Annotated in this window: 20 protein-coding genes; 12 read left to right on the top strand and 8 right to left on the bottom strand. The window is 68.4% G+C overall.

Going from position 1 to position 26485, the window contains the following annotated elements; translation table 11 throughout:
- Window positions 1-167: 167 nt before the first annotated feature.
- Both F6J84_RS14850 and F6J84_RS14845 read left to right on the top strand, forming a co-directional pair.
- Window positions 168-1412, top strand: a complete 1245-nt coding sequence (locus F6J84_RS14850; RefSeq protein WP_150974528.1) for an MFS transporter — start codon at window positions 168-170, stop codon at window positions 1410-1412.
- 20 nt (window positions 1413-1432) lie between these two features.
- The gene (locus tag F6J84_RS14845; RefSeq protein WP_150974527.1) at window positions 1433-2683 is read left to right on the top strand and encodes an alpha/beta fold hydrolase; all 1251 of its coding nucleotides are present in this window, start codon (window positions 1433-1435) and stop codon (window positions 2681-2683) included.
- On the opposite strand, the gene F6J84_RS14840 is transcribed toward F6J84_RS14845, so the two are convergent.
- From F6J84_RS14840 to F6J84_RS14820, 5 genes are all read right to left on the bottom strand, one after another.
- A complete protein-coding gene (locus tag F6J84_RS14840; RefSeq protein WP_150974526.1) occupies window positions 2649-3518 on the bottom strand; it encodes a PaaX family transcriptional regulator in 870 nt (289 codons plus the stop codon). The genes F6J84_RS14845 and F6J84_RS14840 overlap by 35 nt on opposite strands.
- Window positions 3515-4765 carry a kynureninase gene (locus F6J84_RS14835; protein WP_150974525.1) on the bottom strand — a complete coding sequence of 417 codons (1251 nt, stop codon included), beginning with the start codon at window positions 4763-4765 and terminating at the stop codon, window positions 3515-3517. The genes F6J84_RS14840 and F6J84_RS14835 overlap by 4 nt, the downstream gene beginning before the upstream one ends.
- On the bottom strand, window positions 4765-5757 hold the full coding sequence (locus tag F6J84_RS14830) for an amidohydrolase family protein (protein WP_150974524.1): 993 nt from the start codon (window positions 5755-5757) through the stop codon (window positions 4765-4767). Before F6J84_RS14830 ends, F6J84_RS14835 begins: the two co-directional genes overlap by 1 nt.
- Window positions 5754-6608 (bottom strand): tryptophan 2,3-dioxygenase, encoded by an 855-nt coding sequence (gene kynA / locus F6J84_RS14825; protein WP_150974523.1) that lies wholly within the window; start codon window positions 6606-6608, stop codon window positions 5754-5756. Before kynA ends, F6J84_RS14830 begins: the two co-directional genes overlap by 4 nt.
- 99 nt (window positions 6609-6707) lie before the next feature.
- On the bottom strand, window positions 6708-7001 hold the full coding sequence (locus F6J84_RS14820) for a putative quinol monooxygenase (RefSeq protein WP_150974522.1): 294 nt from the start codon (window positions 6999-7001) through the stop codon (window positions 6708-6710).
- Between the two features lie 163 nt (window positions 7002-7164).
- Between F6J84_RS14820 and F6J84_RS14815 the strand changes: the two genes are divergently transcribed.
- Both F6J84_RS14815 and F6J84_RS14810 read left to right on the top strand, forming a co-directional pair.
- The gene (locus tag F6J84_RS14815; protein ID WP_150974521.1) at window positions 7165-7815 is read left to right on the top strand and encodes a DedA family protein; all 651 of its coding nucleotides are present in this window, start codon (window positions 7165-7167) and stop codon (window positions 7813-7815) included.
- Between the two features lie 188 nt (window positions 7816-8003).
- Window positions 8004-9407: an NAD(P)-binding domain-containing protein gene (locus F6J84_RS14810; RefSeq protein ID WP_150974520.1), complete on the top strand. Its 1404-nt coding sequence runs from the start codon at window positions 8004-8006 to the stop codon at window positions 9405-9407.
- 127 nt (window positions 9408-9534) lie between these two features.
- Here F6J84_RS14810 and F6J84_RS14805 read toward each other — a convergent pair whose 3' ends face one another.
- Window positions 9535-12129: an Ig-like domain repeat protein gene (locus tag F6J84_RS14805; RefSeq protein ID WP_150974519.1), complete on the bottom strand. Its 2595-nt coding sequence runs from the start codon at window positions 12127-12129 to the stop codon at window positions 9535-9537.
- Between the two features lie 136 nt (window positions 12130-12265).
- Here F6J84_RS14805 and F6J84_RS14800 point away from each other — a divergent pair, with 136 nt between their 5' ends.
- Window positions 12266-12568 (top strand): hypothetical protein, encoded by a 303-nt coding sequence (locus tag F6J84_RS14800; protein ID WP_150974518.1) that lies wholly within the window; start codon window positions 12266-12268, stop codon window positions 12566-12568.
- Between the two features lie 195 nt (window positions 12569-12763).
- On the opposite strand, the gene F6J84_RS14795 is transcribed toward F6J84_RS14800, so the two are convergent.
- Both F6J84_RS14795 and F6J84_RS14790 read right to left on the bottom strand, forming a co-directional pair.
- The gene (locus tag F6J84_RS14795; RefSeq protein WP_150974517.1) at window positions 12764-13789 is read right to left on the bottom strand and encodes a TM2 domain-containing protein; all 1026 of its coding nucleotides are present in this window, start codon (window positions 13787-13789) and stop codon (window positions 12764-12766) included.
- A 49-nt stretch (window positions 13790-13838) separates the two neighbouring features.
- Window positions 13839-14462 carry a DUF4352 domain-containing protein gene (locus F6J84_RS14790; protein WP_150974516.1) on the bottom strand — a complete coding sequence of 208 codons (624 nt, stop codon included), beginning with the start codon at window positions 14460-14462 and terminating at the stop codon, window positions 13839-13841.
- A 191-nt stretch (window positions 14463-14653) separates the two neighbouring features.
- On the opposite strand from F6J84_RS14790, the gene F6J84_RS14785 reads away from it, so the two are divergent.
- From F6J84_RS14785 to F6J84_RS14755, 7 genes are read left to right on the top strand one after another with little or no spacing between them, the layout of a single operon-like run.
- A complete protein-coding gene (locus F6J84_RS14785) occupies window positions 14654-16675 on the top strand; it encodes a hypothetical protein (protein ID WP_150974515.1) in 2022 nt (673 codons plus the stop codon).
- 8 nt (window positions 16676-16683) lie between these two features.
- A complete protein-coding gene (locus F6J84_RS14780) occupies window positions 16684-18291 on the top strand; it encodes a class I SAM-dependent DNA methyltransferase (RefSeq protein WP_202980459.1) in 1608 nt (535 codons plus the stop codon).
- Window positions 18254-19432: a restriction endonuclease subunit S gene (locus tag F6J84_RS14775; RefSeq protein ID WP_150974514.1), complete on the top strand. Its 1179-nt coding sequence runs from the start codon at window positions 18254-18256 to the stop codon at window positions 19430-19432. The genes F6J84_RS14780 and F6J84_RS14775 overlap by 38 nt, the downstream gene beginning before the upstream one ends.
- 60 nt (window positions 19433-19492) lie before the next feature.
- Window positions 19493-20149: a hypothetical protein gene (locus F6J84_RS14770; RefSeq protein ID WP_150974513.1), complete on the top strand. Its 657-nt coding sequence runs from the start codon at window positions 19493-19495 to the stop codon at window positions 20147-20149.
- Between the two features lie 28 nt (window positions 20150-20177).
- Window positions 20178-21368: a GTPase family protein gene (locus F6J84_RS14765; RefSeq protein WP_150974512.1), complete on the top strand. Its 1191-nt coding sequence runs from the start codon at window positions 20178-20180 to the stop codon at window positions 21366-21368.
- Window positions 21365-24547 carry a type I restriction endonuclease subunit R gene (locus F6J84_RS14760; RefSeq protein WP_150974511.1) on the top strand — a complete coding sequence of 1061 codons (3183 nt, stop codon included), beginning with the start codon at window positions 21365-21367 and terminating at the stop codon, window positions 24545-24547. The genes F6J84_RS14765 and F6J84_RS14760 overlap by 4 nt, the downstream gene beginning before the upstream one ends.
- Before the next feature lie 40 nt (window positions 24548-24587).
- Complete coding sequence (locus tag F6J84_RS14755) at window positions 24588-26468, top strand: hypothetical protein (protein ID WP_150974510.1); 1881 nt, start codon at window positions 24588-24590, stop codon at window positions 26466-26468.
- The last annotated feature ends 17 nt before the right edge of the window (window positions 26469-26485 follow it).

Raw genomic sequence — 26485 nt, 5'->3', positions numbered from 1 at the left:
CTTCATGAGGTGAGGGCGAGTGGATTTCGGCATGTCGGGCGAGGTGCTGAAGCACTCGGCCATATCCAGCGCACCCTCGTCGAGCCGGCACACGATCGCGAGGCGTTCCGGATCGCGGAACCGGCTACGCTGACCAGGTTCGAAAATCCTGGAACCAAGGGAGCCGCATGTCAGCTGCAGCCGGACGCTCGATCCAGTCCGGGCCGCGGCGGTCGCCCGCAGGGATCAGCCTGGTCGCGACGCTGCTGGTGGTGTGCATGGCGAGCTCCACCCTGCTCTCACCGTTCTACCCGCAATGGCAGGAGGATTGGGGACTGAGCACGGTCGTCATGACGATCGTGTTCGCCGTCTACCCCCTCGCACTCCTGGTGACGCTCCTGGTGGCGGGTTCCGTATCCGACCACCTGGGCAGGCGGCCGGTGGCGACCGCCGCCATGGTGATCCTCGCGATCGCGCTCGGCATCTTCGCCGTGAGCGGGGACGCCGGGATGCTCCTTCTCGGCCGCGTGCTGCAGGGCATCTCGACCGGGCTCGCGATGACGACGCTCGGCGCCTATTCCGCAGAGCTCCAGCCCGCGCGGATGCCCGGTCTCGCCGCACTCGTCAACGCTGCCGCTCCGACGGTCGGTCTGGCGCTCGGCGCGGTGCTCGGGGGCGTGGTCCTCGATCTGTGGCGGGACCCCGTCGCCGTGCTGTTCGGCGTTTCAGCCGTGATCTCGCTCGTCGCCGCCTTCACGGTCTGGTTCCTCCCCGAGACGTCGCCGAGGATCCCCGGCGTGGCGCGTTCCCTCATCCCGACGGTGCACGTGCCCGCGGCCGCCCGGAGCACGTTCGTGCGATCCGTCCCGGCGATCGCTGCGGCGTGGGCCACCGGAGGCCTGTTCATCTCGCTCGGAGCCAGCATCGTCGGGCGCCTGTTCCACGAGTCGAGCCACCTTCTGCAGGGTCTCACCATCGGCGTGATCGCCGGGGTGGGCACGCTCTCGGTGATCCTGATGCGGCGATCCTCCGCGGATGCCGGTTTCCTCGTCGGTACGTCGACGCTCGCCGCCGGTACGATCCTCGGCGTGGTCGCCGTGACGCTGCACGCACTCCCGCTGTACTTCGTCGCGCTCGCACTGACCGGCTGGGGGTTCGGCACCGCCTACGCGGGGGCTCTGCGACTGATCCTGCCGCTGGCGCCCGCCCAGGAGCGCGCGGGACTCTTCTCATCGATCTACGTCGTCGCCTACCTGGCCTTCGGGGTGCCCGCCGTCATCGCCGGCATCGCCATCCCGATCGTCGGGCTCGAAGCGACGGCGGTGGGATACGGGGTGCTCGTGGTGGTGGCGGCCGTCGCGGCGACCGCGCTCCGGCTGCATGCCCGCGGTCGGGGGGACGACATCGCGTCGCCCCATCCGGGTCCGGCCTGACACGGGCGTACGGTGGACGGATGGCCACCACAGTGCGTCGCATGCAGGATCTGACCGTCGAAGACCACCTCATCGAGGTGCCCCTCGTCTGGGGGGATCCCGCCGACAGCCGCACGATCGACGTGCACGCGGCCGTCGTGTCGCGCGAGGGCGGGGAGGATCTCCCGATCCTGACCTTCCTGCAGGGCGGTCCCGGAGGCGAGGCGCCCACCCCGTTCCACGCGCCCGCGGCCCCGTCGTGGCTGGACGCTGCGCTCGCGCACCACCGCGTGGTGCTGCTCGACCAGCGCGGGACCGGCAGGTCCACGCCCGTCTCGGACTCCCTCCTCGACCGGATGCCGTCGGCCGAGGTCGCCGAGTACCTCACGCACCTCCGCGCGGACAGCATCGTCCGTGACGCCGAGGCGATGCGCGAGCACCTGGGCGCGGCGACCTGGAGCACGCTCGGCCAGTCGTTCGGCGGGTTCACGACGCTCGCCTACCTGTCGACGGATGCGGCGTCGCTCGCCGACGTGTTCATCACCGGCGGCCTCAGTGCGATCGGCCGCCACCCTGACGATGTGTACGCCCTCTGCTACGACAAGATGCGCGTGATGACCGAGCGCTACTACCGCCGGTTCCCCGCGCACCGCGACGCCATGCGCCGGCTCGTCGACCTGGCGGATGCGGGCCGGATCGTCCTGCCGACCGGAGAGGTCGTGTCCCGCTCCCGGATGCGGTCGATCGGTTCGCTCCTCGGCGGGGACAACGGATGGCAGACCCTGTGGTCGCTGCTCGAGCACGATCCCGGTACGAACGCGTTCCGCTACGACCTCGCGGGCGCCCTGCCGTTCGGCGGCCGGAACCCCCTGTATTACGTCTTCCACGAGTCGAGCTACGCCGACGGCTTCGCGACGAACTGGTCGGCGGAACGGACCGAGCCCGACGACTACCGCGAGGATGTCACTCTGTTCACCGGCGAGCACGTGCGGCGCGAATGGGCGCGGACGGTTCCCGCCTTCCAGCCGTGGGCGGAGGTGGTCGACCTGCTCGCGACCCACGCGTGGCCGGTGCTGTACGACGCGGAGCGCATCGCCGCATCCGGCGCCCGTGGTGCTGCCGCGATCTACGTCAACGACGTCTACGTGCCGCTCGAGTTCTCGCTCGAGACCGCCGCGCTGATGCCGGGGGTGCAGACCTGGATCACCAGCGAGCACGAGCACTCCGGCCTCCGCACCGGAGAGGTGCTGCCGCGCCTCATCGAGCTGGCCCAGCACCGCCGCGTGCGCTGACGCGCGCCGCCGCGCGGGTACGCGCCTCCACATGCATCCAGGCCCGGTCCGCGAGCCGCCCGGCGAGTTCCGCGTAGAGCTCGACGCTGCGCTCGCCCGGCCAGTCCGCGGGCAGCAGCCCGGCAGGCAGGCCCGGATCCAGGTAGGGCAGGATGCGCCAGCTGTCGATCAGGCGGAGGTAGGCGACGAAGGCGTCCCGGTCGTCGGAGACCGGGACGGTGAGCAGCGGTGTGACGGCCGTTTGGAACCGGCGATGCTCTGCGGCGAGGGCATCGAGGTCCCACCAGCGCGCCACCGCCTCCGGAAGCGACCCGTGCACCACGGGGGTGTCGGTGCGGAAGACCGTCGCGTACGCCCACGCGTCGAGGTCGCCGAGGATCTCCTCGGCCTCGTCCTGGAGGTGGCCGGGACAGATCCACAGCCCCGCGGCCACGGCGCCGCATCCGATCCACTGCAGCCGCCGGCGCAGCTGGTGACGCATGTCCCGGCGACTCTCCGGGATGGAGAACGACACGAGGCACCAGGGATCGCCCGTCGCCATCCGGTGCACCGCGAAGATGCGCCGGTCGCCGCGCTCCAGCATGGGCACCGCCGCCGGGTCGAGGCGGTAGCCGATGCCGTCGGCGCGCTCGCCGATGAGCAGTCCGCGTTGCCGCAGCCGGGCGACGGCCGTGCGCGTGCGCGCCGCGGGCACGTCCAGGTCCGCCATCAACCGGACGAGGTCGGCGATCGCGATCCGGCCGCCCAGCCGCCGCAGGTAGAGGCCGATGAACGTGCGGAGGGCGGATGCGGTGCTTCCGGGCCGGGATTCGAGGTCGTCGAGGACGAGGGTCATGCCGCGTCCTGGGCGTCCATCGCGGCATGGATGGCGATGACGCCCTCGAGCGCCTCGCGATGGGAGATGCTCAGCGGGGACAGCCCGACCCGGATGCCATCGGGGAAGCGGAAGTCCGGGATCACCCCCTGTCGCCAGAGCAACCGGGTCACCTCGCGGAAGCTCGCGTGCCCGAACGAGACGTGCCCGCCGCGCTGCGCCGGATCGGCCGGGCTGAGCAGACGGACGCCGCGGGGGGCGAGCAGCCGGTCGTACGCGTCGACCACGAGCCCGGTCAGCGAGACCGACTTCCGGCGGATCGCGTCGATGGATGCTCGCTCCACGAGATCGAGCATGTCCGACAGCGGCACCATCGCGAGCACGGGAGGCGTGCCGCTGATGAACTGCCGGATGCCGGGCGCCGCGGCGTAGCCCTCCTTCATGGCGAAGACGTCCGCCGCGCCCATCCAGCCCTGGATCGGCTGGCGGAGGCGGTCGTGGAGCTCCGCGCGCACATAGGCGAACGCGGGAGACCCCGGTCCGCCGTTCAGGTACTTGTAGCCGCATCCGACCGCGAGGTCGACGCCCCAGGTGTCGAGCTCCATCGGCACGGCGCCGGCCGAGTGGCAGAGGTCCCACAGCATCAGCGCACCGTGACGGTGCACCGCCGCGGTGATGCCCGCCATGTCCGCCAGGGCGGCGGAGCGGTAGTCGACGTGGCTGAGGACGACGACCGCGGTGCGTTCGGAGACGGCCGCGTCGATGTCGGAGAGCTGCACCCCCGCGATCGGATCGGTCTCCAGCCAGCGCAGCGTCGCGCCGGTCTGGGCCGCGACGGACTCCGCGACGAAGCGGTCGGTGGGGAAGTTCGCCCGCTCGACGACGATCTCGTCGCGGCCGGGCATCGCGGTGACCGCGGCGTGCAGGAGCTTGTAGAGCATGACGGTCGTCGAATCGGCCACGACGGTCTGCCCGCCCGCGGCGCCGAGCGCGATGCGCGCGATCCGGTCACCGAGCACGGTCGGGGTGTCCATCCATCCTTCGTCCCAGGAACGGATCAGCCGGGTGCCCCATTCGTCCGCCACGAACCGGGACAGGTGATCGGCGGTCGATCGCACCGGCCTACCCAGCGAGTTGCCGTCCAGATAGGCGGTCACGCCCGGCGCGGGGACGAACTCCTCGAGATAGCCGGCGAGCGGGTCACGGGCGTCGAGGTCCGTCGCCTGCGCACGCAGTCCGTCGAGGACGGGGGAGGGGGATGCGGTCATCAGAGCTCCTGCAGATGGCGGGCGGTGAGCGGGCGGGCGTCCGGCAGGCGGAGCGCGGACGGGTCGTCGCCGGGGATGTGGACGAGGGGAGTGTGCGGCTGGAGCGGGTCGAGCGGGCTCAGCGCGTCGAGGATGTCGGTCGAGGCCATGCCGGCGTCCGCGAGCGCGGCGAGTTCGCGCGCGTTGAGCCCGACGGGCAGCGGCCCGTTGCCCAGGTCGGTGCCGTAGATCACGCGGCCGCCGACGGCACGGAAGCGCCGGATGTTCGAGGTGGCGATCGCGTAGTGCTCGTCGTGGCGCCCCCAGCCGTGGATGTCGAGGGTCGAGATCCAGCCGGTGCCGCGTGCCATCGCCCGCAGGTCGTCGTCCGCGAGCACCTCCGTGAAGGGCGCGTGCGCGAGCAGGTGCGCACCGAGGCGTGCGGCCCGCACCGCCTCACCCGGTCCCTCCGCGTGCACGACGACCGGGAGGCCGTGGCGTCTCGCCTCGGTCACGACGGTGCGGAGGTCCTCGTCGCCGAGCACGGGACCGGCTGTGCTGTTGCCGGCGACCTTGATGAGGGACGCGCCGTGCCCCGCGACGTCGGCGACCGCTGCCCGGATGTCGCCCGCCCCGGCGACCTCCCGGAACGAACCGGCCGCCGCCCAGGTGCGGTCGCTCGGGTAGCCACCCGGAGCGGTGAGGAACGGCCCGGCGAATTCGACGCGGAGACCCGCGCGCTCCGCGGCGTCGGCGGTGGCCGCGAGATGCGCCGGCTCGCCGCCGAGATCGATCACGCGGCCGAGGACCCCGCCGGTCAGCTCCGCCGCGGGGACGAGCGAGAGGTGCACGTGGGCGTCGGTGAAGCCGCCGGTGACGACGCCGCCCAGCCGCGGGGCGGACGCATCCGTACCCTCTCGCAGGGTGAGCCCGCCGTCCGCGCCCGCGTCGACGACGCCGGTCTCCCACGCGCCCGCGCGGGTGCGGAACCGGACGACGGCGCGCGTCGTCATCCCTGTCCGATCTCCGTGCGCACGCGGTACAGCTCCGGGAAGAAGGTGAGCGACAGGGCGCGCTCCAGGAAGCCCACCCCGCTCGATCCGCCGGTCCCGGTCTTCGTGCCGATGGTCCGGCCGACCGTGCGCAGGTGCCGGAATCGCCAGAGCTGGAAGTTGTCCTCGATGTCCACGAGCTCTTCGCACGCCTCGTAGAGGTCCCAGTACTCGGCGGCATTCTCGTAGATCGTCCGGAACACCGGCACGAGCTCCTCGCTGGCGCGGTAGGGCTCGCGCACATCGCGGGTGAGGATGGCCTCCGGCACGGGAAGACCGCGACGGGCGATCAGCCGGAGGAACTCGTCGTACAGGGTCGGCTGCTCCCACTCGGCGGTGAGGTGGGCCAGGGCGGCGGGATCGTCGGCGAAGACGGTCAGCATCCGCTCGTTCTTGTTGCCGAGCGCGAACTCCACCGCGCGGTACTGCGCCGACTGGAATCCGGAGGAGTTGCCGAGGCTGCCGCGGAACTGCGCGTACTCGGTGGGGGTGAGGGTCGCCAGCACGGACCACTGCTGGATCATCACCTCCTGGATGTGCTTGACCCGCGCGATGCGCTTCAGCGCCGTGCGCAGGTCGTCCGCCGCCATGCTGCGGCGGGCGGCGCTGATCTCGTGCAGCACGAGCTTCAGCCAGAGTTCGGTGGTCTGGTGCTGGATGATGAACAGCATCTCGTCGTGATGCTCGGGACGGCTCAGCGGATGCTGCGCGTTCAGGACCTCGTCGAGCGCCAGGTACCGGCCGTAGCTCATGCGATCGCTGAAGTCGGTGACGATGGTCTGTTCGATGTCCCGGGTGTTGTCGTCGCTCATCGTCGCTCCCTCATGCCCGTCTGGGCTCGGTGAAATGTATCAACACCGTGACGGGCGTCACAAGAGTGAAGCGTGCGGGGTGTGACCGGCGAGTCGGCCTCAGCCCTCGAGGTCGGCGTAGACGGTCTTCTCCTTGGTCTCGACGGCGGGGATCGCCTGCCCGAGCGCCCAGACCCGGAAGTGCTCCGTCTGCTTGTGCGCCGCGAAGGCGGCCTCATCCGCGTAGACCTCGAAGACGCGGAACACGTTCGGCTCCGTGGGGTCCTGGTACGGCTGGTAGACGAGGTTCCCGGGCTCGGCGCGGCTCGCGTGGGCGAGGTGCACGAGCGCGTCCCGCACGATGTCGGCCTGACCGTCCTTGACCGTCCAGATCGCGTTGCAGATGTAGGCCATGTGGTTCTCCTGGTCGGTCCGGGTCCGCGCCGTCTCCGGCGGATGTCGGTTCTCATCGTAGGCGGGACGGGTCCGCGCGCTCTGCCGAGACCACCCTCCGGTAGGGGGTGGTCGATACCTCCGGATGATGTGCCCGAGGGGGCGGGGTTCCTAGCGTCGGAAGGTGGACGTCATCAATGAGCTCATCCTGCAGGCCGCGGCATCCCCGTGGCTCCTCCTCGTGCTGTTCGCGGTGGCGGTGATCGACGGATTCTTCCCGCCCGTCCCCAGTGAGACCGTGCTGGTGGCCGCCGCCGCCGTCGCCGCCTCGACCGGGGCGCTGCACACGGTGCTGCCGATGGTGCTGGTGGCCGCCGCCGGCGCGATGATCGGCGACAACATCGCCTACGCCATCGGGCGGGGCGTCGGGACCACCCGGTTCCGGTGGATGCGCCGACCCCGGGTTGCGGCCGCCTTCGCCCGCGCGCAGCACGCGCTGGACCGTCGGGGCGCCGCGCTCATCCTCGGTGCCCGGTACATCCCGGTGGGGCGGGTGGCGGTCAACATGTCCGCGGGTGCCCTCGGCTATCCGCGGCGCCGGTTCGTCCCGTTGAGTGCGGTCGGTGCGGTGAGCTGGGCCGCCTACAGTGCGATCATCGGTGTCCTCGCGGGGCGCTGGCTCGAGGACCAGCCGCTGCTCGGGGCCGTGCTGGGCGTCGCCTTCGCGCTCGCGCTGGGCCTCGCGATCGACCGGGTGGCGTCCGTGCGCCGCCGCCGCGCCGAGTCCCGGGAGGCCCGCACCCCGCAGGAGTCGGCACCGGCCGAACGCCGGTGATGAGGGGCGCATTGCTACGCTTCACACGTCGTTCGCTTGCGATTGGTTGAGGCCTCGGTCTCCCCTGCGCGGCGAGTTCAGCCGGTGGAACGTCCGCTTCAACATGAGGGAAGACCCGTGTTCTTCCCGGTTTCTCGCATCGTCGCGAACGACTGCTACGAAACATCAGTGAAGTGTGAGGTACGTACGTGACGAAGAAGAAGGTAGCAATCATCGGTGCCGGTCCGAGCGGAATGGCGCAGCTGCGCGCATTCGAATCGGCAGAGCGCAACGGACGGGAGATCCCCGAGATCGTCTGCTTCGAGAAGCAGGCGGACTGGGGTGGTCAATGGAACTACACCTGGCGAACCGGCCTCGACGAACACGGCGAGCCCGTGCACTCGAGCATGTACCGCAACCTGTGGTCGAACGGGCCGAAGGAAGCCCTCGAATTCGCGGATTACTCATTCGATGAGCACTTCGGACGTCCCATCTCTTCATATCCACCACGTCCCGTCCTCTGGGACTACATCGTCGGCCGGCTGCAGCACACCGATGTACGCAAATACGTACGCTTCGAAACAGTCGTCCGGTTCATCACATTCGACGAGACATCGCAGCTGTTCACCGTTGCGAGCGAACACCTGCCGAGCGGCGAGACGTCGTTGGAGACCTTCGACCACGTCGTCGTCGCAAGCGGTCACTTCTCCTATCCGCACATGCCGGACGCCCCCGGCATAGAGACGTTCACGGGGTTCGTCGCGCACGCGCATGATTTCCGCGGGGCCGAGGCGTTCGAGGGTCAGGATGTCTTGGTCGTCGGTTCGAGCTACTCCGCCGAGGACATCGGGAGCCAGGCGCACAAGATGGGGGCGCGATCGGTCACCGCGAGCTACCGGTCGAAGCCCATGGGTTATGACTGGCCCGAGGGCTTCGAAGAGCGTCCCGCGATCACACAGATCGACGGCTCCCGCGTGTACTTCGCCGACGGCACGGCGAAGGATGTCGACGCGATCGTCTTCTGCACGGGATACCAGCACAAGTACCCGTTCTTGCCGGATGAGCTCGCCCTGTCGGGCCCCAACACCGTGTACCCGGCCGGGCTTTACCGGGGCGTGGTGTGGCAATCGAACCCGGCGCTCTTCTACGTGGGCGCGCAGGATCAATGGTTCACGTTCAACATGTTCGACGCGCAGGCCTGGTACGTGCGCGATCTGATCATGGGTGTGGCCCCGATCCCGGACGCAGCGGAGCGTGAGCGCTTCATCGAGGAGTGGACCGCGCTCTTCGAGGCGATCCCGGACGTCACGGGTGAGATCGTGTTCCAGGGCGAATACGTGCGCGACCTGTTGCAGCAGACGGATTACCCGGATCTCGACATCGACAAAGTCGTGCAGATCTTCATCAGCTGGAAGCACGACAAGCAAGAAGACATCATGGGCTACCGTGACCGCCGCTATCGGTCCGTCATGACGGGTACGCTCGCCGCCCAGCACCACACTCCGTGGCTGGACGAACGTGACGACAGCATCGAGCGCTATCTCGCAGGTCACGTGGATTCCCAGACCGGAGAGATCACGCTGCCCGACGCACGGACGCTCCTGAGGTCCTGAGCATGGACCCTCCGGGCAGGAGACGCACGATGACGCGGTTCCTGCCCGGAGGCACTCCAGGCCGGCGGTCTCGAGTAGTACCGCATTTCGGGGCGGGGAAACCTTCCCTGGTCCACCCCGTGTGCCGTCAGTATCGGGTGCGCCGCCGGACGAGGAGCAGCACGCCTGCGGTGGTGAGCAGCCCCGCGGCGAGCAACGGTGTGAGCCAGGCACTCGCCGACTGCCCGGTTCTCGGGAGGGTCTGGCCCCGGTCACCGCCGCCGTCTGCCGGTGTGCCGCCGCCGTCTGCCGGTGTGGGGACGTCCGCGGTCACCGTGACGGTGACGTGCGCGGTGGCGTCCGCGTAGTGCACGGTGTCCGGGTGGAAGGTGAGCACCACCGTGTGGGTGCCCACGGGGAGGCCGGCCAGCTGCACGTCTGTCGTTCCGGTGTCCGGGTCGACGTTCCCGGGCGTGCCGATGACTTCTCCGTCGAGAGTGGCGGAGACCGCGCCGTCCAACGGCGCCAGTGCAGCGCGGGCGCGGGCGTCGGCATCCACGGTGACCTGCGCGTGGAGCGTTGCGGTGTCGCCGGCGGCGATCGCGACGTCGGTGGGAGCGGCCTCCAGCCGGGTTGCGCGGGCGACGAGCACGACCGGCTGCGCCGCGGAGTCGGAGGCCCCGAAGCCTGTGGCCGGCAGGAACCGTGCCGTGAACGCGTGGGTCCCCGCAGCCAGCCCGGTCAGTTCGGTGTGGAACCGGCTCACGCCGTCATGCGGGGTGGGGTCGATGTCATCGCCGGGGGAGAGGACGGCGACCACCTCGCCGTCGCGGAGGATTTCGACCTGACCGGCCGGTTCGCGCCGGCTACGGGTGTCGGCGGTGACCGCCACGTCGAGTTCGACGGGGTCGCCGGCACGGCCGGATGCGCTCACCGCGGTGAGCGCGGTGGACGTGGCAGCAGGTGTGACGGTGATGGTGACGGGGGCGGAGTCAGCGCCGTTGTACACGTCGTCGCCGCCGTACACGGCGGTGAGCTGCGTCACGCCGGTCGGCAGCCGCAGGTCGCTGAATGCTGCATTGCCGGCCTGATCGAGGGTGGCCATCGCGATGTGTTCCGTGCCGTCGGCGAGCAGCACGATGCCGGTGGCGGGGACGCCGGCGCCGTCTGCGGGTCGAACGGTGACGGTTGCGGCGAGCGGCTCACCGTACACCGCGGTGGTGTCGGTGGGGGTGAGGATGACGACGGCTTGGTCTTCGAACGCTTCCATCCGAACGGGGGCGCTCGCGGACGCGGCGATGTTCTCCGTGCCCTCGAGCTTCGCCTGCACGGTGAACGGTCCGATGCTGCTGGGTGCGGTGATGGGGATGCTGAATCGTCCTGCCGCGTCGACGGTGCCGACGGTGTCGTGTCCGTTGACGGCGACGGCGATTCGTTCCCCGCCGCGCAGGGCGGCACCATCCGTGGTGACGGTACCGGCGATGGTGACTATGTCCCCGGCGGGAACCCGTAGCCGCGGCTGGTCGAGGGTGGTGAGCGAGTGGGCGGGACCGGGGCCGACGACCACGTCGAGGGTTGCGCTGGCGCGCTGCGTGCGGTCGCGGGAGGTGAACTCCGCTTTCAGAGTGTGGCGGCCCTGCGCGAGGTCGAACCGGAAATCGACCCGACCATCCACAGTGCTGTCGAGGCCGAGGAAGGTGTTGCCGGCGGTGAACATGACGGTACCGGGGGAGGGCACGAGTCCGTTCGTACCGGTGACGGTGACCTGCGCTTCCTGCGGCACGCCTGCCAGGAACAGGGTCGGCGCCGTGAGGGTCAGTTGGACCGGGTTCTGGTACCTGATCTCGACGTAGCCGTCGCTGTTCGCGGAGGTGGTCAGGCGGACGTTCTCCGCGTCGGGGCTGGTGTAGCTGGCGCCCCCGGCACCGCCGCCCCCGACACTCGCAGACAGGAACTTCTTGCCGGATTGGCCTCCGTTCCCGGACGGCCAACCGCCGCCGCCGCCACCACCGCCGCCGGACGCGGTGAGCCGGGCGGCACCGGAACCGTTCGTGCCGGACGTGCCGGTCTGTGTGCCCGGTGCACCGCCCTTGCCCGGGTGGTGCCCGAAGGTGCCGTCTTCACCGGCCAGGTCAGCGCCGCTCGTGCCCCAGCCGCCCGCGCCACCGAACCGCCACGGGTGCGGCTGCGGGATCGTCGGATCCGTTTTCAGGGCACCGCCGACACCGCCACCGCCGCCGGCGACCGCGATCAGGTTCGTGCCGCGCAGGACGGCGGCTGCGCCACCGCCGCCACCGCCGTGCAGCGCGGCGCCGGCCGGGCTGCCCCCGGATCCGCCGTTCAGGTAGCCGATGCCCGCGGACTGCGTATGCGGCGCGCCGCCGCGTTTCGCACCGTACAGACGGAGCGTCTCACCAGGGGTGACATCCAGGTCGAACTCCAGCTGCCCGGCCCGACCGCTCCCAGGGGCGGACTGCCCCTCTCGCACGATGTCGCCGCCGGAACCGCCCGCCATCGTCACCGACACCCGCTGCACACCGGCCGGCGGCGTCCAGTCCACACCCGCCGGGTCGGTGATTCGAACCGTCCTGATCTCCGCGGAGGCGGCCAGGCCGTCCTCCTCAGCGTGCGCCGCGGTCGGGGCGAGCAGGGCCAGCGTCGACATCATCGCGGCACTCAGCAGCACCGCGAGGACGCGGGTGGTGGGATGCGGGCGGAGTCGGGAAACACGTGAAGACATCATCACTTCCGACCCTATCCAGGCGCGGATGCCCGGCCACAATCGTGCTGGTCGAGGGGGGTCGCCGGATCGCGGATGGCGGGACGGGGTGTCACCGATAGGCTTCCGGGGGCCGATGAGCGGAGCCGGGAGAAGAACAATGACGCACCCCACGGGAACACCCGCTGCACAGGCCCGCGCGTTCGCGATCGGCGCGTTCACCGTGGGCCTGCTCTCCCTGGTGGTCTTGATCGTGCTCTTCGGGGTACTCGGCGGAATGGCCCCGCTCGTCGCTGCGAGCATCCTCGGCATCGTGGCCGTCATCCTCGGCATTCTCGCGATAAGACGCGGTGCTGCGCGCGGGTTCGCGATAGCGGGGATCGTGGCAGGTGCGTTGGCGGTCGTGCTCGGGCTCGCGATCCTGATCTTCGCGCTCCTCTTCGTCGGAGCGCTCGGGATCTGAATCCTGCCGACGCAGTCCACCGGGTCTCCTCGCGTGAGCTGATGCTCGGGCACGCCACCGCGGCGGGCTTCACTGGGGTGACGACGCGACCCCACGCCGTCACATTCACACCATCGCGTCTCGGGGTCATGATCGTCACGCACAGGAAGGTGTGGGGCCGAGGTGCTGTCACCCCGGCCCCGCGACCCGATCTGCTTACTGAATGGCGAGCGTCCAGTTACCGTCGGCGGTTACGGCGAGGACTGAGGGGCCCGCCGAGATGGGTACCGTCCCCGAGTACGCTCCGATCTCGTTCACGAGAAGTCCGATGTTGAACAGGTCGGCGGTCTCCTCGATCACGACGAAGTTCCGTGCACCGTCGTGGGTCGTGGTCAGCGCCGCGGCGCCCCCGTCGTACAGGAACACCGCGTCGCCCGCACCGTTGCTCGCCAGCGTCGGCGCAGTGCCCATCGGTGCGATCGTGATCGTCCACTCCCCGTCTGCGGTCACCTGGATGCGGGTGCCGTCCCCGAGCGCGTTGATGCCCCAGGCGGTGCTACCCGTGTAGGACCCGATCGTGTTGACCAGCAGCTCGCCGGTCGATGAGTTTCCGGCGTCGAGCACGGACAGGGCGAAGTTGCGGGATCCATTGTGTGCTGCGGTCACGAGGCCACCGGCGGCTCCTTCCGGGAGGGTGATGAGGCCGTCACCGGTACCCGTGTGCGTTTCGGTGTCGAACACGCCCCATTCCTCGTTCGCCCACGTTGCCGCGGTCGCCTCCGGCTGAGCAGTCTTTTCCGGTGCTGGCTCAGCCTCGGCCGGGGCGCCGGGTACAGCCGCTTCGGCAGCGGGGGCGCCGTCGTCGGCGGTGTCACCCTGCGGTGAGGCACTCCCGTTGACGGACCCGATCACGATTCCGAGCACCACGACCGCGGCCGTCACGCCCCACGCGATACCCCGCATCCGTGCGTAGCCATCGAGGGGGCGACCCTGCTTGTCGCGGGCCGCGCCGGTGAGCACCAGGATGAGGTCCACGAGGGTCCAGATGCCGAAACCGCCCAGCGTGACGAGCTTCAGGACACCGGTGCCGATCTTGCCGAGGTAGAACCGGTCGACTCCGAACGTCCCGAGGAAGAGTGCGAACAGCCAGGCGAGAAGGAACGAGCGCAGGCCGGCGTCGGGTTGCGGTGCGGCCGGTACCGGCGGGGTGGGCGCCGCGTACGGCGTGACGGGAGTGGACATGGTGGGTCTCCTTGTTGTGTCGATGGTGGTTCCGGGGAGCGGTGGGGCGTCAGTACGCCCACTCCCAGCCGGTCGTAGCCCACGGGAGGTAGGCCACCGAGCCGTGGTCCGTGGGCAGGTCGAGGACGACCCAGCCGGCGACGCTCTGCCCCGGACCGATGTCGAGCGGGAGCCGGTCGCCGGAGTCCATGCACCAGGAGGCGTTCCCCAGCGGATCGTTCACTCGGGTGCCATTCGCGTCGAACGCCTGCCACACCCACTCCGAGAAGGTCACGGTGCCGATCTCGGCCTGCGCGAGCTCCGGGGTCGTCTCCACGTTGAGATGGATGCCCACGAAATGGCCGTTCTTTGGCGGATCCGCGTACTGGTCGGTACAGGCGATGTCCACGACGATGTCCGTCACGACGAACTGCGCCACGGGAACGGCGGAATCCTCGCCAAGGGTCATGCCCGCCAGCTGGCCGACCTCTTTCACAAGATTCCCGCGGTCGCTGAGGATCCGGTCGCCGTACGTGGCCTGATCGGGATCGTCTGCCTGAGTGGGGGATGCGGTGGCGACGGGCGCGGTGTCCGGCAGGCGGTCTGAATCCGGCGCGGCGGCCGCACCGCAGCCGGCTGTCAGCATCGTCGCCGTGACGACAGCGGCAAGTGAGAGCGCATGAGTACGACGCATGGGGCCAGTCCTTTCGAGCTCGGGTGAGCGGACGGGCCGGTCCCCCAACATGGGCCCGTCCGCTCCGGCGGCTGTACCGCCAGGGATGACGTTAGAAGCCCGCGCCCACCTGCCGGCCATGGATCATCGCTAAGACCCCTTATCAGTCCTCGAAGGTGCGCGATCTCCCCGCTCGGCGATAGGTTCGGTGCATGAGGGACACCGCCACGCTGATTCGAGAAGACAGGCTTGTCTCCCGTCCCGAGCTCTCGTTGGCCGGCGTCGCGGAACTCGCCGGTGTGCAGCGCCCGGTCGCATCCATGTGGCGGAGCAGATTCGCCACCGGCTCCGACGCCTTCCCACGCCCGGTCGGCCGGCGAAAGGGCGCGTTGATGTTCGATGCCCGCGAAGTCGGACAATGGCTGACCCGGACACGACACGGGAACAACCCGGACGCGGAAGCAGACGCAGCGGCGTCGGCGGCACCCGCAGACCTCGACTGGTCGGAATCGGCGCACGTGGCCGAGCTCGAGGCGCTCATCGCGCTCTCGTCCCACGTCGGAGGGCTGGCAGCGACGACCAGGCTAGAAATGCTGATAGCCGCTCGAGCCGTGGATCCCGCTGATGAGTTGCTCCTCTCCGAGATATCCACACACGTCGCTCGGGGCGCGGATTGGTCGCACTTCACCGACGCGCTGGTCGACGCCGCCTACTCGCCCAGCCGCGCCCTTGCGATCACGCGCTCGCGCCACAGCGCCACTAAGGGCGCCGACGGTTCCGCCGGCCCCCTCACGTCCGCAGTTCGGGACCTTGTCGCCGACGTCGTCGCAACCCTCGCCCGCCGCGATCCCGTCGAACGGGTCGTCATCGACCGAGGCATCGACGACGAACTCGCCGTCGTCCTTGGCCAGAGGCTCGGAGAGGAAGTCGCGCTCGCGACTGTGCCATCGCCTGCCGGTCGCGCCATACGCCGCCAACTCCGCGTCGAGGGCATGTGGGCCGAGACCGACGCCGACACCGTTACCGGACGAACCGTGCGTGTCGCGCGCGTGCCGTCAGAGCCCGGTCACACGGTGCAGCAGATGCTGACCGACGCTGAGTCCGTCGTGTTGTCGATGGAACAGGACGATGCCGCGGTCTTGGTCGGCCCGGCCCGCGCGCTCATCGACGCCCTGCCGGCCCGCGCACGCCTCGTACGCGACGACGTCCTGCGATCAGGCAGACTGCGGGCTGCCGTGCGGCTACCGCGGGGACTCATCACAGCGGCCACACGCGACGCCCTCGCGCTCTGGGTGCTGGGTCCGCCGATCGGCGACGTCGCGTTGGACCAGCGCTTCACAGCGACCGCTGACCTCATCGACTCACCGCTCACCGCCGCCACACGCGAAGACCTCATCAGCGACGTGATCGCCGGCATGGGCAGCGCCGCCGAGGTGCGAGCCCGTACCTTCCGATTCGCGACCCTCACGCGCACGGCATCTCTTCTGGCACGCTCCGGGTCTTTCATCACAAGAAGACCAACTGCGAACGGGCCGCGGTCCTCGTCCGCGGCGACCGCAGCGCGCCTGGACATAGCGGCGCTCGCCGCAGCGGGAGATGTTCCGGACACCATCCGCACAAGCAGCGCCCCCAGTCAGTCGGTGCAGCCGGCGGGTCTACCCGAACTCGTAGCAGCCGGTCACCTGCGTCTCCTGTCAGGCACTCGAATCGCTGACGGACTCACCGGGGGCGCGGGTCTCGTCGTGGTCACAGCAAACGATCTCGATGAACCCTCGAGCATCGGCGCGCGACGTGTCGACCAGTTGGCATTCGCAAGCGCTCATCCCTCTGCGCATCTCACCCTGCCGGGCGACGTCATCTTCCGCACGGGGCCGACTCCTGCCGCGTGGGTCGATACCGAGGGTTCCAAGGTGGTCGCCTATCCGGCGCGGGTGCTCCGCATCACCGCAGCGGATCCCGGCGGACTCGTGCCCGAGCTCGTCGCCGCCGACATCCCCTCGCAGCCTGCAGGCCCAGGCGCCTGGAAGCGATGGATGCTGCGCCGCGTCGCACCCGCATCCATCCGGCCCCTGCGTTCTGCGCTCGCCGATCTCGATGCGGCGCGCACCGAACTCGAGCGCCGCATCGCAGCTCTCGACCAGTACGTCGATACGCTGACAGCCGCCGTGGCAGCCGGCGCCGTCACTCTCTCCGACCCGAACGACGCCGCGACCGCGGCACCCGCACCGCAGTAAGGAACTCCATGCCCCGCACACCGAAAGCCGTCGCGCTCGCGCCGTCGACCATGAAGGAGCTGAAGGACACGCTCTGGAAGGCGGCCGACAAGCTGCGCGGATCGATGGACGCCTCGCAGTACAAGGACGTCATCCTCGGCCTCGTGTTCTTGAAGTACGTCTCGGATGCGTTCGACGAGCGACGCGCGGGCATCCGCGCCGAACTCACCGCGGACGGGTACGACGAGGAGCAGATCGCCGCGCTCATCGACGACACCGACGAGTACACCGGCCGCGGCGTGTTCTGGGTGCCGGCGAACGCCCGGTGGGGGTTCCTCGCCGAGCACGCCAAGGGCGGGTCGGTGGACGGGATCGACAAGTCGATCGGCCTGCTCATCGATGAGGCGATGGATGCCGTGATGCAGGCGAACCCGCAGCTGGCGGGCACCCTGCCGCGCATCTTCAACCGTGACAACGTCGACCAGCGCCGGCTGGGGGAGCTCGTCGACCTGTTCAACTCGGCACGGTTCGCCGGGCAGGGTCAGGGCGGCGCGGACGGGCGCCGCGCGCGTGACCTGCTGGGGGAGGTGTACGAGTACTTCCTGGAGAAGTTCGCCGCGGCCGAGGGCAAGCGAGGCGGGGAGTTCTACACGCCTGCCGGTGTGGTGCGGGTGCTGGTCGAGGTGTTGCAGCCGACGCGGGGGCGGGTGTACGACCCGGCGTGCGGGTCGGGCGGCATGTTCGTGCAGGCGGAGAAGTTCATCGACGCCCACCACGGTGAGGGCAGCGACATCTCGGTCTTCGGGCAGGAGCTCAACGAGCGCACCTGGCGGATGGCGAAGATGAACCTCGCCATCCACGGGCTGACCGGCAACCTCGGCCCGCGCTGGGGCGACACGTTCGCCCGCGACCTGCACCCGGACCTGCAGGCGGACTTCGTGATGGCGAACCCGCCGTTCAACATCAAGGACTGGGCGCGCAACGAGGACGACCCCCGCTGGCGGTTCGGCGTCCCGCCGGCGAACAACGCCAACTACGCGTGGATCCAGCACATCCTCTCCAAGCTCGCGCCCGGCGGGCGGGCCGGTGTCGTCATGGCGAACGGCTCGATGTCGTCGAACTCGGGCGGTGAGGGCAGGATCCGCGCCGAGATCGTCGAGGCCGACCTCGTCTCGTGCATGGTCGCGCTGCCGACGCAGCTGTTCCGTTCGACCGGTATCCCGGTGTGCGTGTGGTTCTTCGCGAAGGACAAGGGCAAGCGCGCCGGCGAGGTGCTGTTCATCGACGCTCGCAACCTCGGGCACATGGTCGACCGCGCGGAGCGCGCGCTCAGCGACGAGGACATCGCCAGGATCGCCGGCACGTTCCACGCCTGGCGTGGCATCGAATCGGATGCTGCGCCCGAAGAGTACGCGGACGTTCCGGGCTTCTGTTATTCGGCCGCTCTCGCCGAGATCAAGGCCGCGGACTACGCGCTGACCCCGGGCCGTTACGTCGGTGCCCCGGAGGTCGAGGCCGACGGTGAGCCGATCGAGCAGAAGCTCGCGCGCCTGCGAGGCGAGTTGGAGTCGCAGTTCGCTGAGTCGGCACGCCTGGCGGATGTTGTGCGTGAACAGCTGGGGAGGATCAATGTCTGAGTGGTCTCGGGTGCCACTGGCATCGGTACTGGACTTCCGCGAGGGACCCGGAATTATGGCGGCTGACTTCCGCGCGGAAGGTGTCCCCTTGCTCCGGCTCTCGGGATTGAAGCGTGACGGAAACCTCCTCAGCGGGTGCAACTATCTTGATCCTGAGATGGTGGAACAGCGCTGGAGCCACTTCCGGGTGCGAAAGGGCGACGTGTTGCTCAGCACCTCGGCGTCCTTAGGGGAAGTAGCGGTAGTGGACGCGCCTGCCGTCGGCGCCATCCCTTATACCGGTCTGATCGGGTTCCGCCCCAAGGATGGTCGCGTGGATCCGGCATTCATTCCGTTAATGCTGCGCGAGCAGTCGTTTAAGGATCAGATCGAGGCCATGGGTGTCGGCAGTGTGATGAAGCACTTCGGGCCTACCCATCTGAAGTTGATGACCGTAACGCTCCCCCCCAGGCCCGAGCAGCAGGCGGTCGCCGAGGTGCTGGGTGCCCTCGACGACAAGATCGCCGCCAACACCGCCCTCATCTCTCTTACGGCGCAGAACGCGGCCGCGATTGTCGGAGGGGGACCTTGCCAGGACGTCCCACTCGCTGACGTCGCTCTCTTCCACAATCGGAGGCGGATTCCACTTTCAGCGAGCCAGAGAGATGCGCGGCCAGGCAACGTGCCGTACTACGGAGCGAACGGTCGGCTAGCAACTGTGGATGGGGCGCTTTTCGACGAGCCGTTGGTTCTCCTTGGCGAGGACGGCTCAGTGGTCCGAGACGACGGCTCGCCGTTCGTTCACTACATCTGGGGCCCCGCGTGGGTCAACAATCACGCGCACGTGCTTACCGGGGCCGGGCTGTCGACCGAGCTTCTCCACGTGGTGCTCACCCGGAGCAAGGTGGACACGCTCGTTACGGGCGCGGTGCAACCAAAGCTCTCAATGGGTAACGCGAAGAGAATAAGCGTGCGCATCCCTGACCGCTCACGCCTGGCTGTCGTCGATCGTCAGGTCTGCGCGCTGTTCGCATCTCGGCGGGCGGCGACGGAAGAGTGCCGCACCCTTACCGAAACACGCGACGCGCTGCTGCCGCAACTGATGTCGGGGAAGCTCCGGGTGCGCGACGCGGAGCGGATCGCTGTCGATGCCGGGCTCTGAGCGCCTGGCGGGATAGATTCACATGACTGCATCGGCGCAGCATCTGGGGAGATGAAGAGTATGACCGCGACCACCGCGTCCTCATCGGCAACGACACGTTCTCCGCGCCCGGTGCGGCGGACGCCCATCTGGGCGAAGGCGCTGCTCGTCGGAGCGCTCTTCCTGCTCGTCGTGGGCGCCGGGTTCGCCGGCGTCAGCGTTGGACAGCTCCTCGGTGCCGACGAGCAGCGTTCCGTACAGGTCACGAAGGCCCTATCAACGGAGGAGCAGGTGATCTTCGTCACATCGGGCATCACCGGTCTCGAGACGAAGCGCGACAACCAGGACTTCTTCGGGTGGTTCGACATCCCGTTCAGCGACCGGGAGATGTTCATCCAGTACGACTTCGACGCGAAGTTCGGCATCGAAGGCCAGGACGTGCGGATCGAGCCGACCGGTGACAAGCAGTACACGGTGACGATCCCCGACTTCGTCTTCCTCGGCTACGAAAACCCCGCGTTCAGCGTGGCGACCGAGTCCAACGGCATCCTCAGTTGGACGACCCCCCAGATCGACACCATTGCGGCGGTGGAGGAGATCCTGACCGACGAGGTCATCTCCGAGCACCTCGAAGGCGTCCGCCCGCTTCTTGAGGTGCAGGCGACGACGTTCTACGAGCGCATCGTCTCCAGCATCGACCCCGACGTCGAGCTCACCTTCGAGTTCGCCGACAACTGAGCCTGACTGCAGCGAAAACGAGAGAGCCATGACCCCGGACCCCACAGCGAAGTCCAACGAGAGCACCCCGACCCCCCCGCTCGACGAGAAGCCCTTCCTCGACGCCCGCGCTGAGGCGAAGTCGCGCTACGGACGCTTCAACCTCGCCATTATCGGCAACTCCGGGGTGGGCAAGTCCTCCCTTGTGAACGCCGTCTTCGGCCGCGACTGGGCGAAAGTGGGAACCGGCCTACCGGTCACCCGTGGGGTGCAGTACTACCACGATGAGTCCCTCGGCATCTGGGACGTCGAAGGCTTCGAGATCGGCTCGATGCTTTCGCCCGCGGAACAGCTGCGCGGCCACCTGAAGATCATCTCGGAAAGACCCGCGAACGAGCAGATCTCAGTCGTCTGGTACTGCGTCAACGCTTCCTCGGCAAGGCTGCAGCAGCCCGAAATCGACATGATCCGCGAACTTGATGCGCAGGGTCTGCCCGTGGTCCTCGTGCTCACCAAGGTTGACTGGACGAAGAACCCCATTACGGGAAAGCGCGACGTCGCGCACGCCCTGAAGGAGTTCGTCGAGTGGCTCGAAGAGCCTGTCGACGAGCGTGGCGAGCCGCTCGCCATCCCGTATGAGCGAGTCATCCTGACCTCGACCACCGATCGGCATGGGAAAGGCAAGGGGCACGGACTCGGTGAGCTCGTTGCGGAGACCCTCGCCCTGTCCCCCGAAAACGATCAAGATGCCTTTCGCATCGCGCAGCGTCTCAACCTCCCCTGGAAGCGCGAGCTCGCCCGACCCGTCATCACCGCGGCTGCGACTGCCGCAGCCGCCGCAGCCGCCGTTCCGATCCCGGTGGCGGACGCCGTGGCGCTCGCGCCGATCCAACTCGGAATGATGGGTCGGATCGCCGCGATCTACGACCTCGAGATGAAGACGATGATGTCGGCGGGGGCCCTGGCTCAGCTGGGCGTGCAGTTCACCGGGCAGGCCCTGGCCAGAAGCGCCTTCAAGTTGATCCCGGGCGCTGGCAGCTTCATCGGAGCCTCGGTCGCCTTTGCGCTGACCGTGGCGACGGGCGAAGGCTGGATGCGCCTGTGCGAGCAGGTCCACACCGGCAAGCTCGACATCGGAAAGGTGACCGAGTCCTGGGGAGACTACGCTCCCGGATTCCTCGACATCATCCGCAAGATGACGATCGAGAAGGCCGCCGGTGGCGCCGGAGGTGATCGGTGAGCACCCTGACCGAGGCCGATTGGGAGCAGGATGCGCTCGACCTCCTCGCGGAGCCGCTGGACTGGCGGCCAATCCGCGGCGAGGACATCGCACCGGGCACCGGTGAGCGCGAGACTTGGGACGACCTCCTCATCCGTCCTCGCCTGCTCGACGCGTTGCGCCGACTGAACCCGGGAGTCCCGGCGCACTACCTGCAGCAGGCGGCGGCAGAGATTGCCTCGCCCACCTCGCAGGACGCGATCACCGAGAACCACCGCATCCATCAGTACCTCGTCGGCGGATACCCGATGAGCTACCTCGACGCGGACGGTGCTGAGCAGAACCCGCGACTGCGGCTGCTGAGCACCGATCCGGCGGAGGATGACTGGCTCGCAGTCAACCAGGTGACGATCCGGCAGGGTGACCTGCACCGCCGCTTCGACATCGTGCTGTACGTCAATGGCATGCCGCTGAGCATCCTCGAGCTGAAGCGTGCCGGCTCGGCATCGACCGGGGTGGCGCCGGCGCACGCGCAGCTGCAGACGTATCTGCGCGAGTTCCCGATGGCGTTCCGGTTCTGCGTCTTCACCCTCGCCAGCGATGGCGTGGAGGCCAAGTACGGCACCCCGTTCACGCCGTTGAACCACTTCGCGCCCTGGAACGTCGACGACGACGGAGCTCCGCTCGCCCAGCCGCGAATCGAGGACGGCGTCTCGGTCGAGCCCATCGACGACGCGCTCAACGGTCTCTTCAACCAGGAGCGCTTCCTGCAGCTGGTGCGCAACTTCACGGCGTTCGATGAGAACGCCGACGGGCTCACCAAGCGCATCGCCAAACCGCACCAGTACTTCGCCGTAACGAAGGCCGTGGGGTCCACCGTGCAAGCGGTGGAGACGAACGGCAAAGCAGGTGTTGTCTGGCACACGCAGGGCTCGGGCAAGTCGATGGAGATGGAGCTGTACGCGAACCTGGTGTCGCGGCATCCGAAGCTGAAGAACCCCACTGTGATCGTGGTCACCGACCGTACCGAGCTTGATGGCCAGCTGTTCCAGACGTTCGACCAGAGCCTGCTGCTCGCCGAGAAGCCGGTGCAGGTGCGGGAGCGTGCCCAGCTCCGCGACGAACTCGGCAACCGGGTCACCGGAGGCATTTACTTCACCACGCTGCAGAAGTTCGGGCTGACGGATGCGGAGAAGCAGTCGGGCCTGCAGCATCCGCTGCTGACCGACCGGCGCAACGTGATCGTCGTCGTCGACGAGGCGCACCGCAGCCACTACGACGACCTGGACGGCTACGCACGCCACCTGCGCGACGCACTGCCGAATGCGACGCTCATCGCGTTCACCGGCACGCCCATCTCCTTCGCGGAGCGGGACACCCGCGCGGTCTTCGGCGACTACATCGACATCTACGACCTCACCCGCGCCGTCGAGGACGGGGCAACGGTCCCCGTCTACTTCGAGCCGCGCCTCATCAAGGTCTCGTTCGCCGACGGCGCGACCGAGGAGGATATCGACCGGGTCGCGGACGAGGTCACGCTCGGCCTCGACGACACCGAACGCGCTCGCCTCGAAGCCTCCGTCGCCGTCGTCAACGCCGTGTATGGGGCCCCGGAGCGTATCGAGACCCTTGCTGCGGACCTCGTCCGGCACTGGGAAGAGCGGCGCGAGCGGATGAAGCCGTTCCTCGAGGCCCCGGGGAAGGCGCTGATCGTCGGGGGTACCCGCGAGATCTGTGCCCGGCTCTACGACGCCATCGTCGCTCTCCGGCCCGAATGGCACTCCGGTGCGCTCGATTCCGGTCGCATCAAGGTCGTGTACTCCGGTTCTGCATCCGATCAGCCGCCGGTGAGTGATCACGTGCGGCGTGATTCGGAGAACAAGGCCATCAAGGCGCGCCTGAAGGACCCGGACGACGAGCTTGAACTGGTGATCGTCAAGGACATGATGCTCACCGGATTCGATGCGCCACCGCTGCACACGCTCTACCTCGACCGCCCGCTGAAGGGTGCGCTGCTGATGCAGACCCTTGCCCGGGTGAACCGCACGTTCCGTGGAAAGCAGGACGGACTGCTGGTTGCGTACGCGCCGTTGGCCGACAACCTCGCGAAGGCGTTGTCGGAATACACGGTGTCGGACCAGGAGAACAAGCCGATCGGGCGCGACGTCGATGAGGCGGTCTCGATCGCGACCGAGCTGGTGGCACAGATCCGCGAGATGCTCGCCGATTGGGACTGGCGCGCCATCGTGGCGCAGGGCGGCTCGCGTGCCTGGCGCACGGCTGCGACTACGGTGACGAACTTCCTGCGGGATGCAGCCAACCCGCTCAACGCCGAGGAGCTCGGCCCCGAGCGGCTGTCTGCTCGGTACCGCGCCGCCACCGCGCGGCTGGCTCGCGCGTGGGCGCTCGCCTCAGGCCGCGAGGGACTCGCAGAGCTGCACGACGAGATCGCTTTCTACGAAGAAGTGCGCGTCTGGATGGCGAAGTTCGATGCCGCCGAACGGCAGGCTCGCGATGAGCCGATCCCGGAGGAGATCTCCCGGCTGCTCGCCACGCTCGTCGCGGAATCGATCGCGCCGGGTGGTGTGCTCGACATCTACGAGGCCGCGGGGCTTCCCCGCCTCGCGCTGGACGACCTCGGCCCGGAGTTCCTCGCGAAGGCGCAGGCCGCGCCGAACGCGCACCTCGCGATCGAGGCGCTGCGGAAATCCTTGACGGATGCCGGGGCAAAGGTGACCCGCGGCAACGTGGTGCGGCAACGCGCGTTCTCGGAGCGCATCGCCGAGATCATGAACCGTTACACCAACCAGCAGCTGACCGCCGCTGAGGTGATCGCCGAGCTCGTGGAGATGGCGAAGGATGTCGCGGCCGAGGCATCCCGTGGCGAGCACTTCACACCCGCGCTCTCGAGCGACGAGCTCGCGTTCTACGACGCCGTCGCGACGAACGAATCCGCGATCGATCTGCAGGGGGAAGACGTGCTCGCGCAGATCGCACGTGAACTCGTCGCGGTGATGCGCCGCGACGTACGCACCGACTGGACCGTACGTGACGATGTGCGCGCGAAGCTACGGTCATCGATCAAGCGGCTGCTGGTGAAGTACAAGTACCCGCCGGACAAGCAGCCCGAGGCGATCAAGCTCGTGATGGAACAGATGGAAGCGATGGCTCCGCGGTACGCGGACGAGCGAGGGCGGTAGGCGACGCCAACCCGCCTGTAGACACATTGGGGGATGTGAAGTGGCAATCGGATATCGCGCGATCCTGCGCCTGACGCCCGACGAAGACGCTGTCGCGGTCGCTGAATCACAACTACGGTCGTGGCTTGGCGGGAAGAAGAACCGCAGGAGCAGCGGGGCGGAGCGGTCGGACTGGGATGGGCCGGGGGTGCACGATCTCGGCGGTGACTCAGAACTGGTCGTCGTGCATGCAGCGGAGAGTCTGGATCAGAGCCGAAGAAGGCTCTATCGACTGCGCGAGCGCAACCGGCACGGAGTTTGGACCGTGTCCCTCTATGCGATCTCCGCTCCGCAGGCGCGCCGTTACCCGCAGTCGCTCGTGATTGAAGCGGGCGTCGACGAAGTACCGACTTCTACGGCTGTTTCAAAGGTCGACACGCCTCGTCTCGCGCGGCAGATTCTTGAAACGACCAACGCGAGGGACGGGGAGACTCCGCTACACGGGGTGCCCTCGATGATCCGTTCTTCCGACATAGACGAGGTGTGGCAGGCGATCGTGGATCCTGCGCGAACCGCTAGCGTCATCGTCGCGCCGGCGCTCGAGGGAGCGCCTCCTGATCGCTGGCAAGAGATCATCACGAGTCTGACGAAGCAGAGCGTGGGCGTGGCAACTACATTCGTGCTGGATCCGGAGGCGACGGAACTCCTCGCGATGCGTTTACCGCATTCGCATCGGATTGAGCGGGGTGTAGTCCGTACCTTCGCGCCTCAAGTGGAGCTCGACTCGGCCGCGGACGGCATCCGACATCGGATGCTCGGTCCCGCCACATTGGCTCGCGCGATCGACGGCACGCGCGTGGCGACCCCGCTGGTGAACAGACATGCGGAATCGACGCGACTGCGCTTCATACAGCGGGATCTTCCGCCTGATGTGCGTCGCTCCCTCGAGATCCTGGCGCGCGCAGATCTCGTCAGTGAGCGTGCTCAGGAGGTGCGCCGGCGGCTCGCCCACCCGACCCCGTCGTCGACGCCGGAACGGATTCGAGACGAAGTTCCTTCCTCCGCGTCGCCGGCACAGGAAACGTCCATCGACCCCGGGTTTGCGGCACGGCTCGGAGCGCTGCTGAAGCGGTGGGTGGGGGTTGAGAAGGTGACTCAAGGTGCCTTGGAGAGTCTGGAGAGTCTGCTCACCACTTCCGCGGCTGAACTGTCTGTCGCTACCGAGCAGATCGACGGGGCCATCGCCGACATCGAAACGAACGATGCGGAGCTCCGCGGGCTCCGCACCAGCGCCGAAGAGCTTTCGTTCGACCTCGCGGTCTCGGACGAGCAGGTCCGGAGCCTCGAGCGGGAAGTGCAGATCCTCCGCCGTCGCCTCATCGAGGCTGACCTGGCTACGGAAACGCATGTGGAACCGGTCGAATCGATCTGGGATCCGCCCTACGACATCGCGGAGCTTGTCGCGCGGATTACGCCCGGGGATGAGGCGCACCCAGCGGCATCCCGCATCGTGTTCACGGGAGACGTCGACACAGCTCTGGAGATCGATGTGCGCGAGAAGACCCCGCGGTATGCATATGCATTCTGGGACTACGTCCACGTTCTGTACGACTACGCGGAAGGAAAGCTCGAAGGAAGGATCACGAGCGGGCTTCATGCCTACCTCAAGTCGGACACGCTCGACGGGCATAAGTGCCCACCCGATCGACATGCCCCGACTGAAAGCGACTCCGTACTAAACCGCGCGCAGTGGCGCGCGGAGCGAATGCTTCCGGTACCACAGGAGGTGTCGGACACCGGCAGGGTACTGATGGACGCGCACTTCAAGCCGACTTGGCGGGACTCCTTCGCGCCCCGCATGCACTACTACGACGACACGGCACGAACCGGGAAGATCTACATCGGCTACATCGGTCGTCACCTGAAGAACACGAAGAGCTAGGGACACGGCTGTGTCCA

The sequence above is a fragment of the Microbacterium caowuchunii genome (genome assembly GCF_008727755.1).
GTDB lineage: Bacteria > Actinomycetota > Actinomycetes > Actinomycetales > Microbacteriaceae > Microbacterium > Microbacterium caowuchunii.
The sequence above is the reverse complement of the archived record's forward strand: the minus strand, read 5'-3'. Positions and strand labels throughout refer to the sequence as shown.

Coding starts and splice junctions, on each gene's coding strand:
- F6J84_RS14820 (WP_150974522.1), bottom strand. CDS start 7,001: ATGGCCTACATCTGCAACGCGATCTGGACGGTCAAGGACGGTCAGGCC.
- F6J84_RS14845 (WP_150974527.1), top strand. CDS start 1,433: ATGGCCACCACAGTGCGTCGCATGCAGGATCTGACCGTCGAAGACCAC.
- F6J84_RS14780 (WP_202980459.1), top strand. CDS start 16,684: ATGCCCCGCACACCGAAAGCCGTCGCGCTCGCGCCGTCGACCATGAAG.
- F6J84_RS14775 (WP_150974514.1), top strand. CDS start 18,254: ATGTTGTGCGTGAACAGCTGGGGAGGATCAATGTCTGAGTGGTCTCGG.
- F6J84_RS14770 (WP_150974513.1), top strand. CDS start 19,493: ATGACCGCGACCACCGCGTCCTCATCGGCAACGACACGTTCTCCGCGC.
- F6J84_RS14795 (WP_150974517.1), bottom strand. CDS start 13,789: ATGTCCACTCCCGTCACGCCGTACGCGGCGCCCACCCCGCCGGTACCG.
- F6J84_RS14785 (WP_150974515.1), top strand. CDS start 14,654: ATGAGGGACACCGCCACGCTGATTCGAGAAGACAGGCTTGTCTCCCGT.
- F6J84_RS14850 (WP_150974528.1), top strand. CDS start 168: ATGTCAGCTGCAGCCGGACGCTCGATCCAGTCCGGGCCGCGGCGGTCG.
- F6J84_RS14840 (WP_150974526.1), bottom strand. CDS start 3,518: ATGACCCTCGTCCTCGACGACCTCGAATCCCGGCCCGGAAGCACCGCA.
- kynA (WP_150974523.1), bottom strand. CDS start 6,608: ATGAGCGACGACAACACCCGGGACATCGAACAGACCATCGTCACCGAC.
- F6J84_RS14835 (WP_150974525.1), bottom strand. CDS start 4,765: ATGACCGCATCCCCCTCCCCCGTCCTCGACGGACTGCGTGCGCAGGCG.
- F6J84_RS14790 (WP_150974516.1), bottom strand. CDS start 14,462: ATGCGTCGTACTCATGCGCTCTCACTTGCCGCTGTCGTCACGGCGACG.
- F6J84_RS14765 (WP_150974512.1), top strand. CDS start 20,178: ATGACCCCGGACCCCACAGCGAAGTCCAACGAGAGCACCCCGACCCCC.
- F6J84_RS14830 (WP_150974524.1), bottom strand. CDS start 5,757: ATGACGACGCGCGCCGTCGTCCGGTTCCGCACCCGCGCGGGCGCGTGG.
- F6J84_RS14805 (WP_150974519.1), bottom strand. CDS start 12,129: ATGATGTCTTCACGTGTTTCCCGACTCCGCCCGCATCCCACCACCCGC.
- F6J84_RS14800 (WP_150974518.1), top strand. CDS start 12,266: ATGACGCACCCCACGGGAACACCCGCTGCACAGGCCCGCGCGTTCGCG.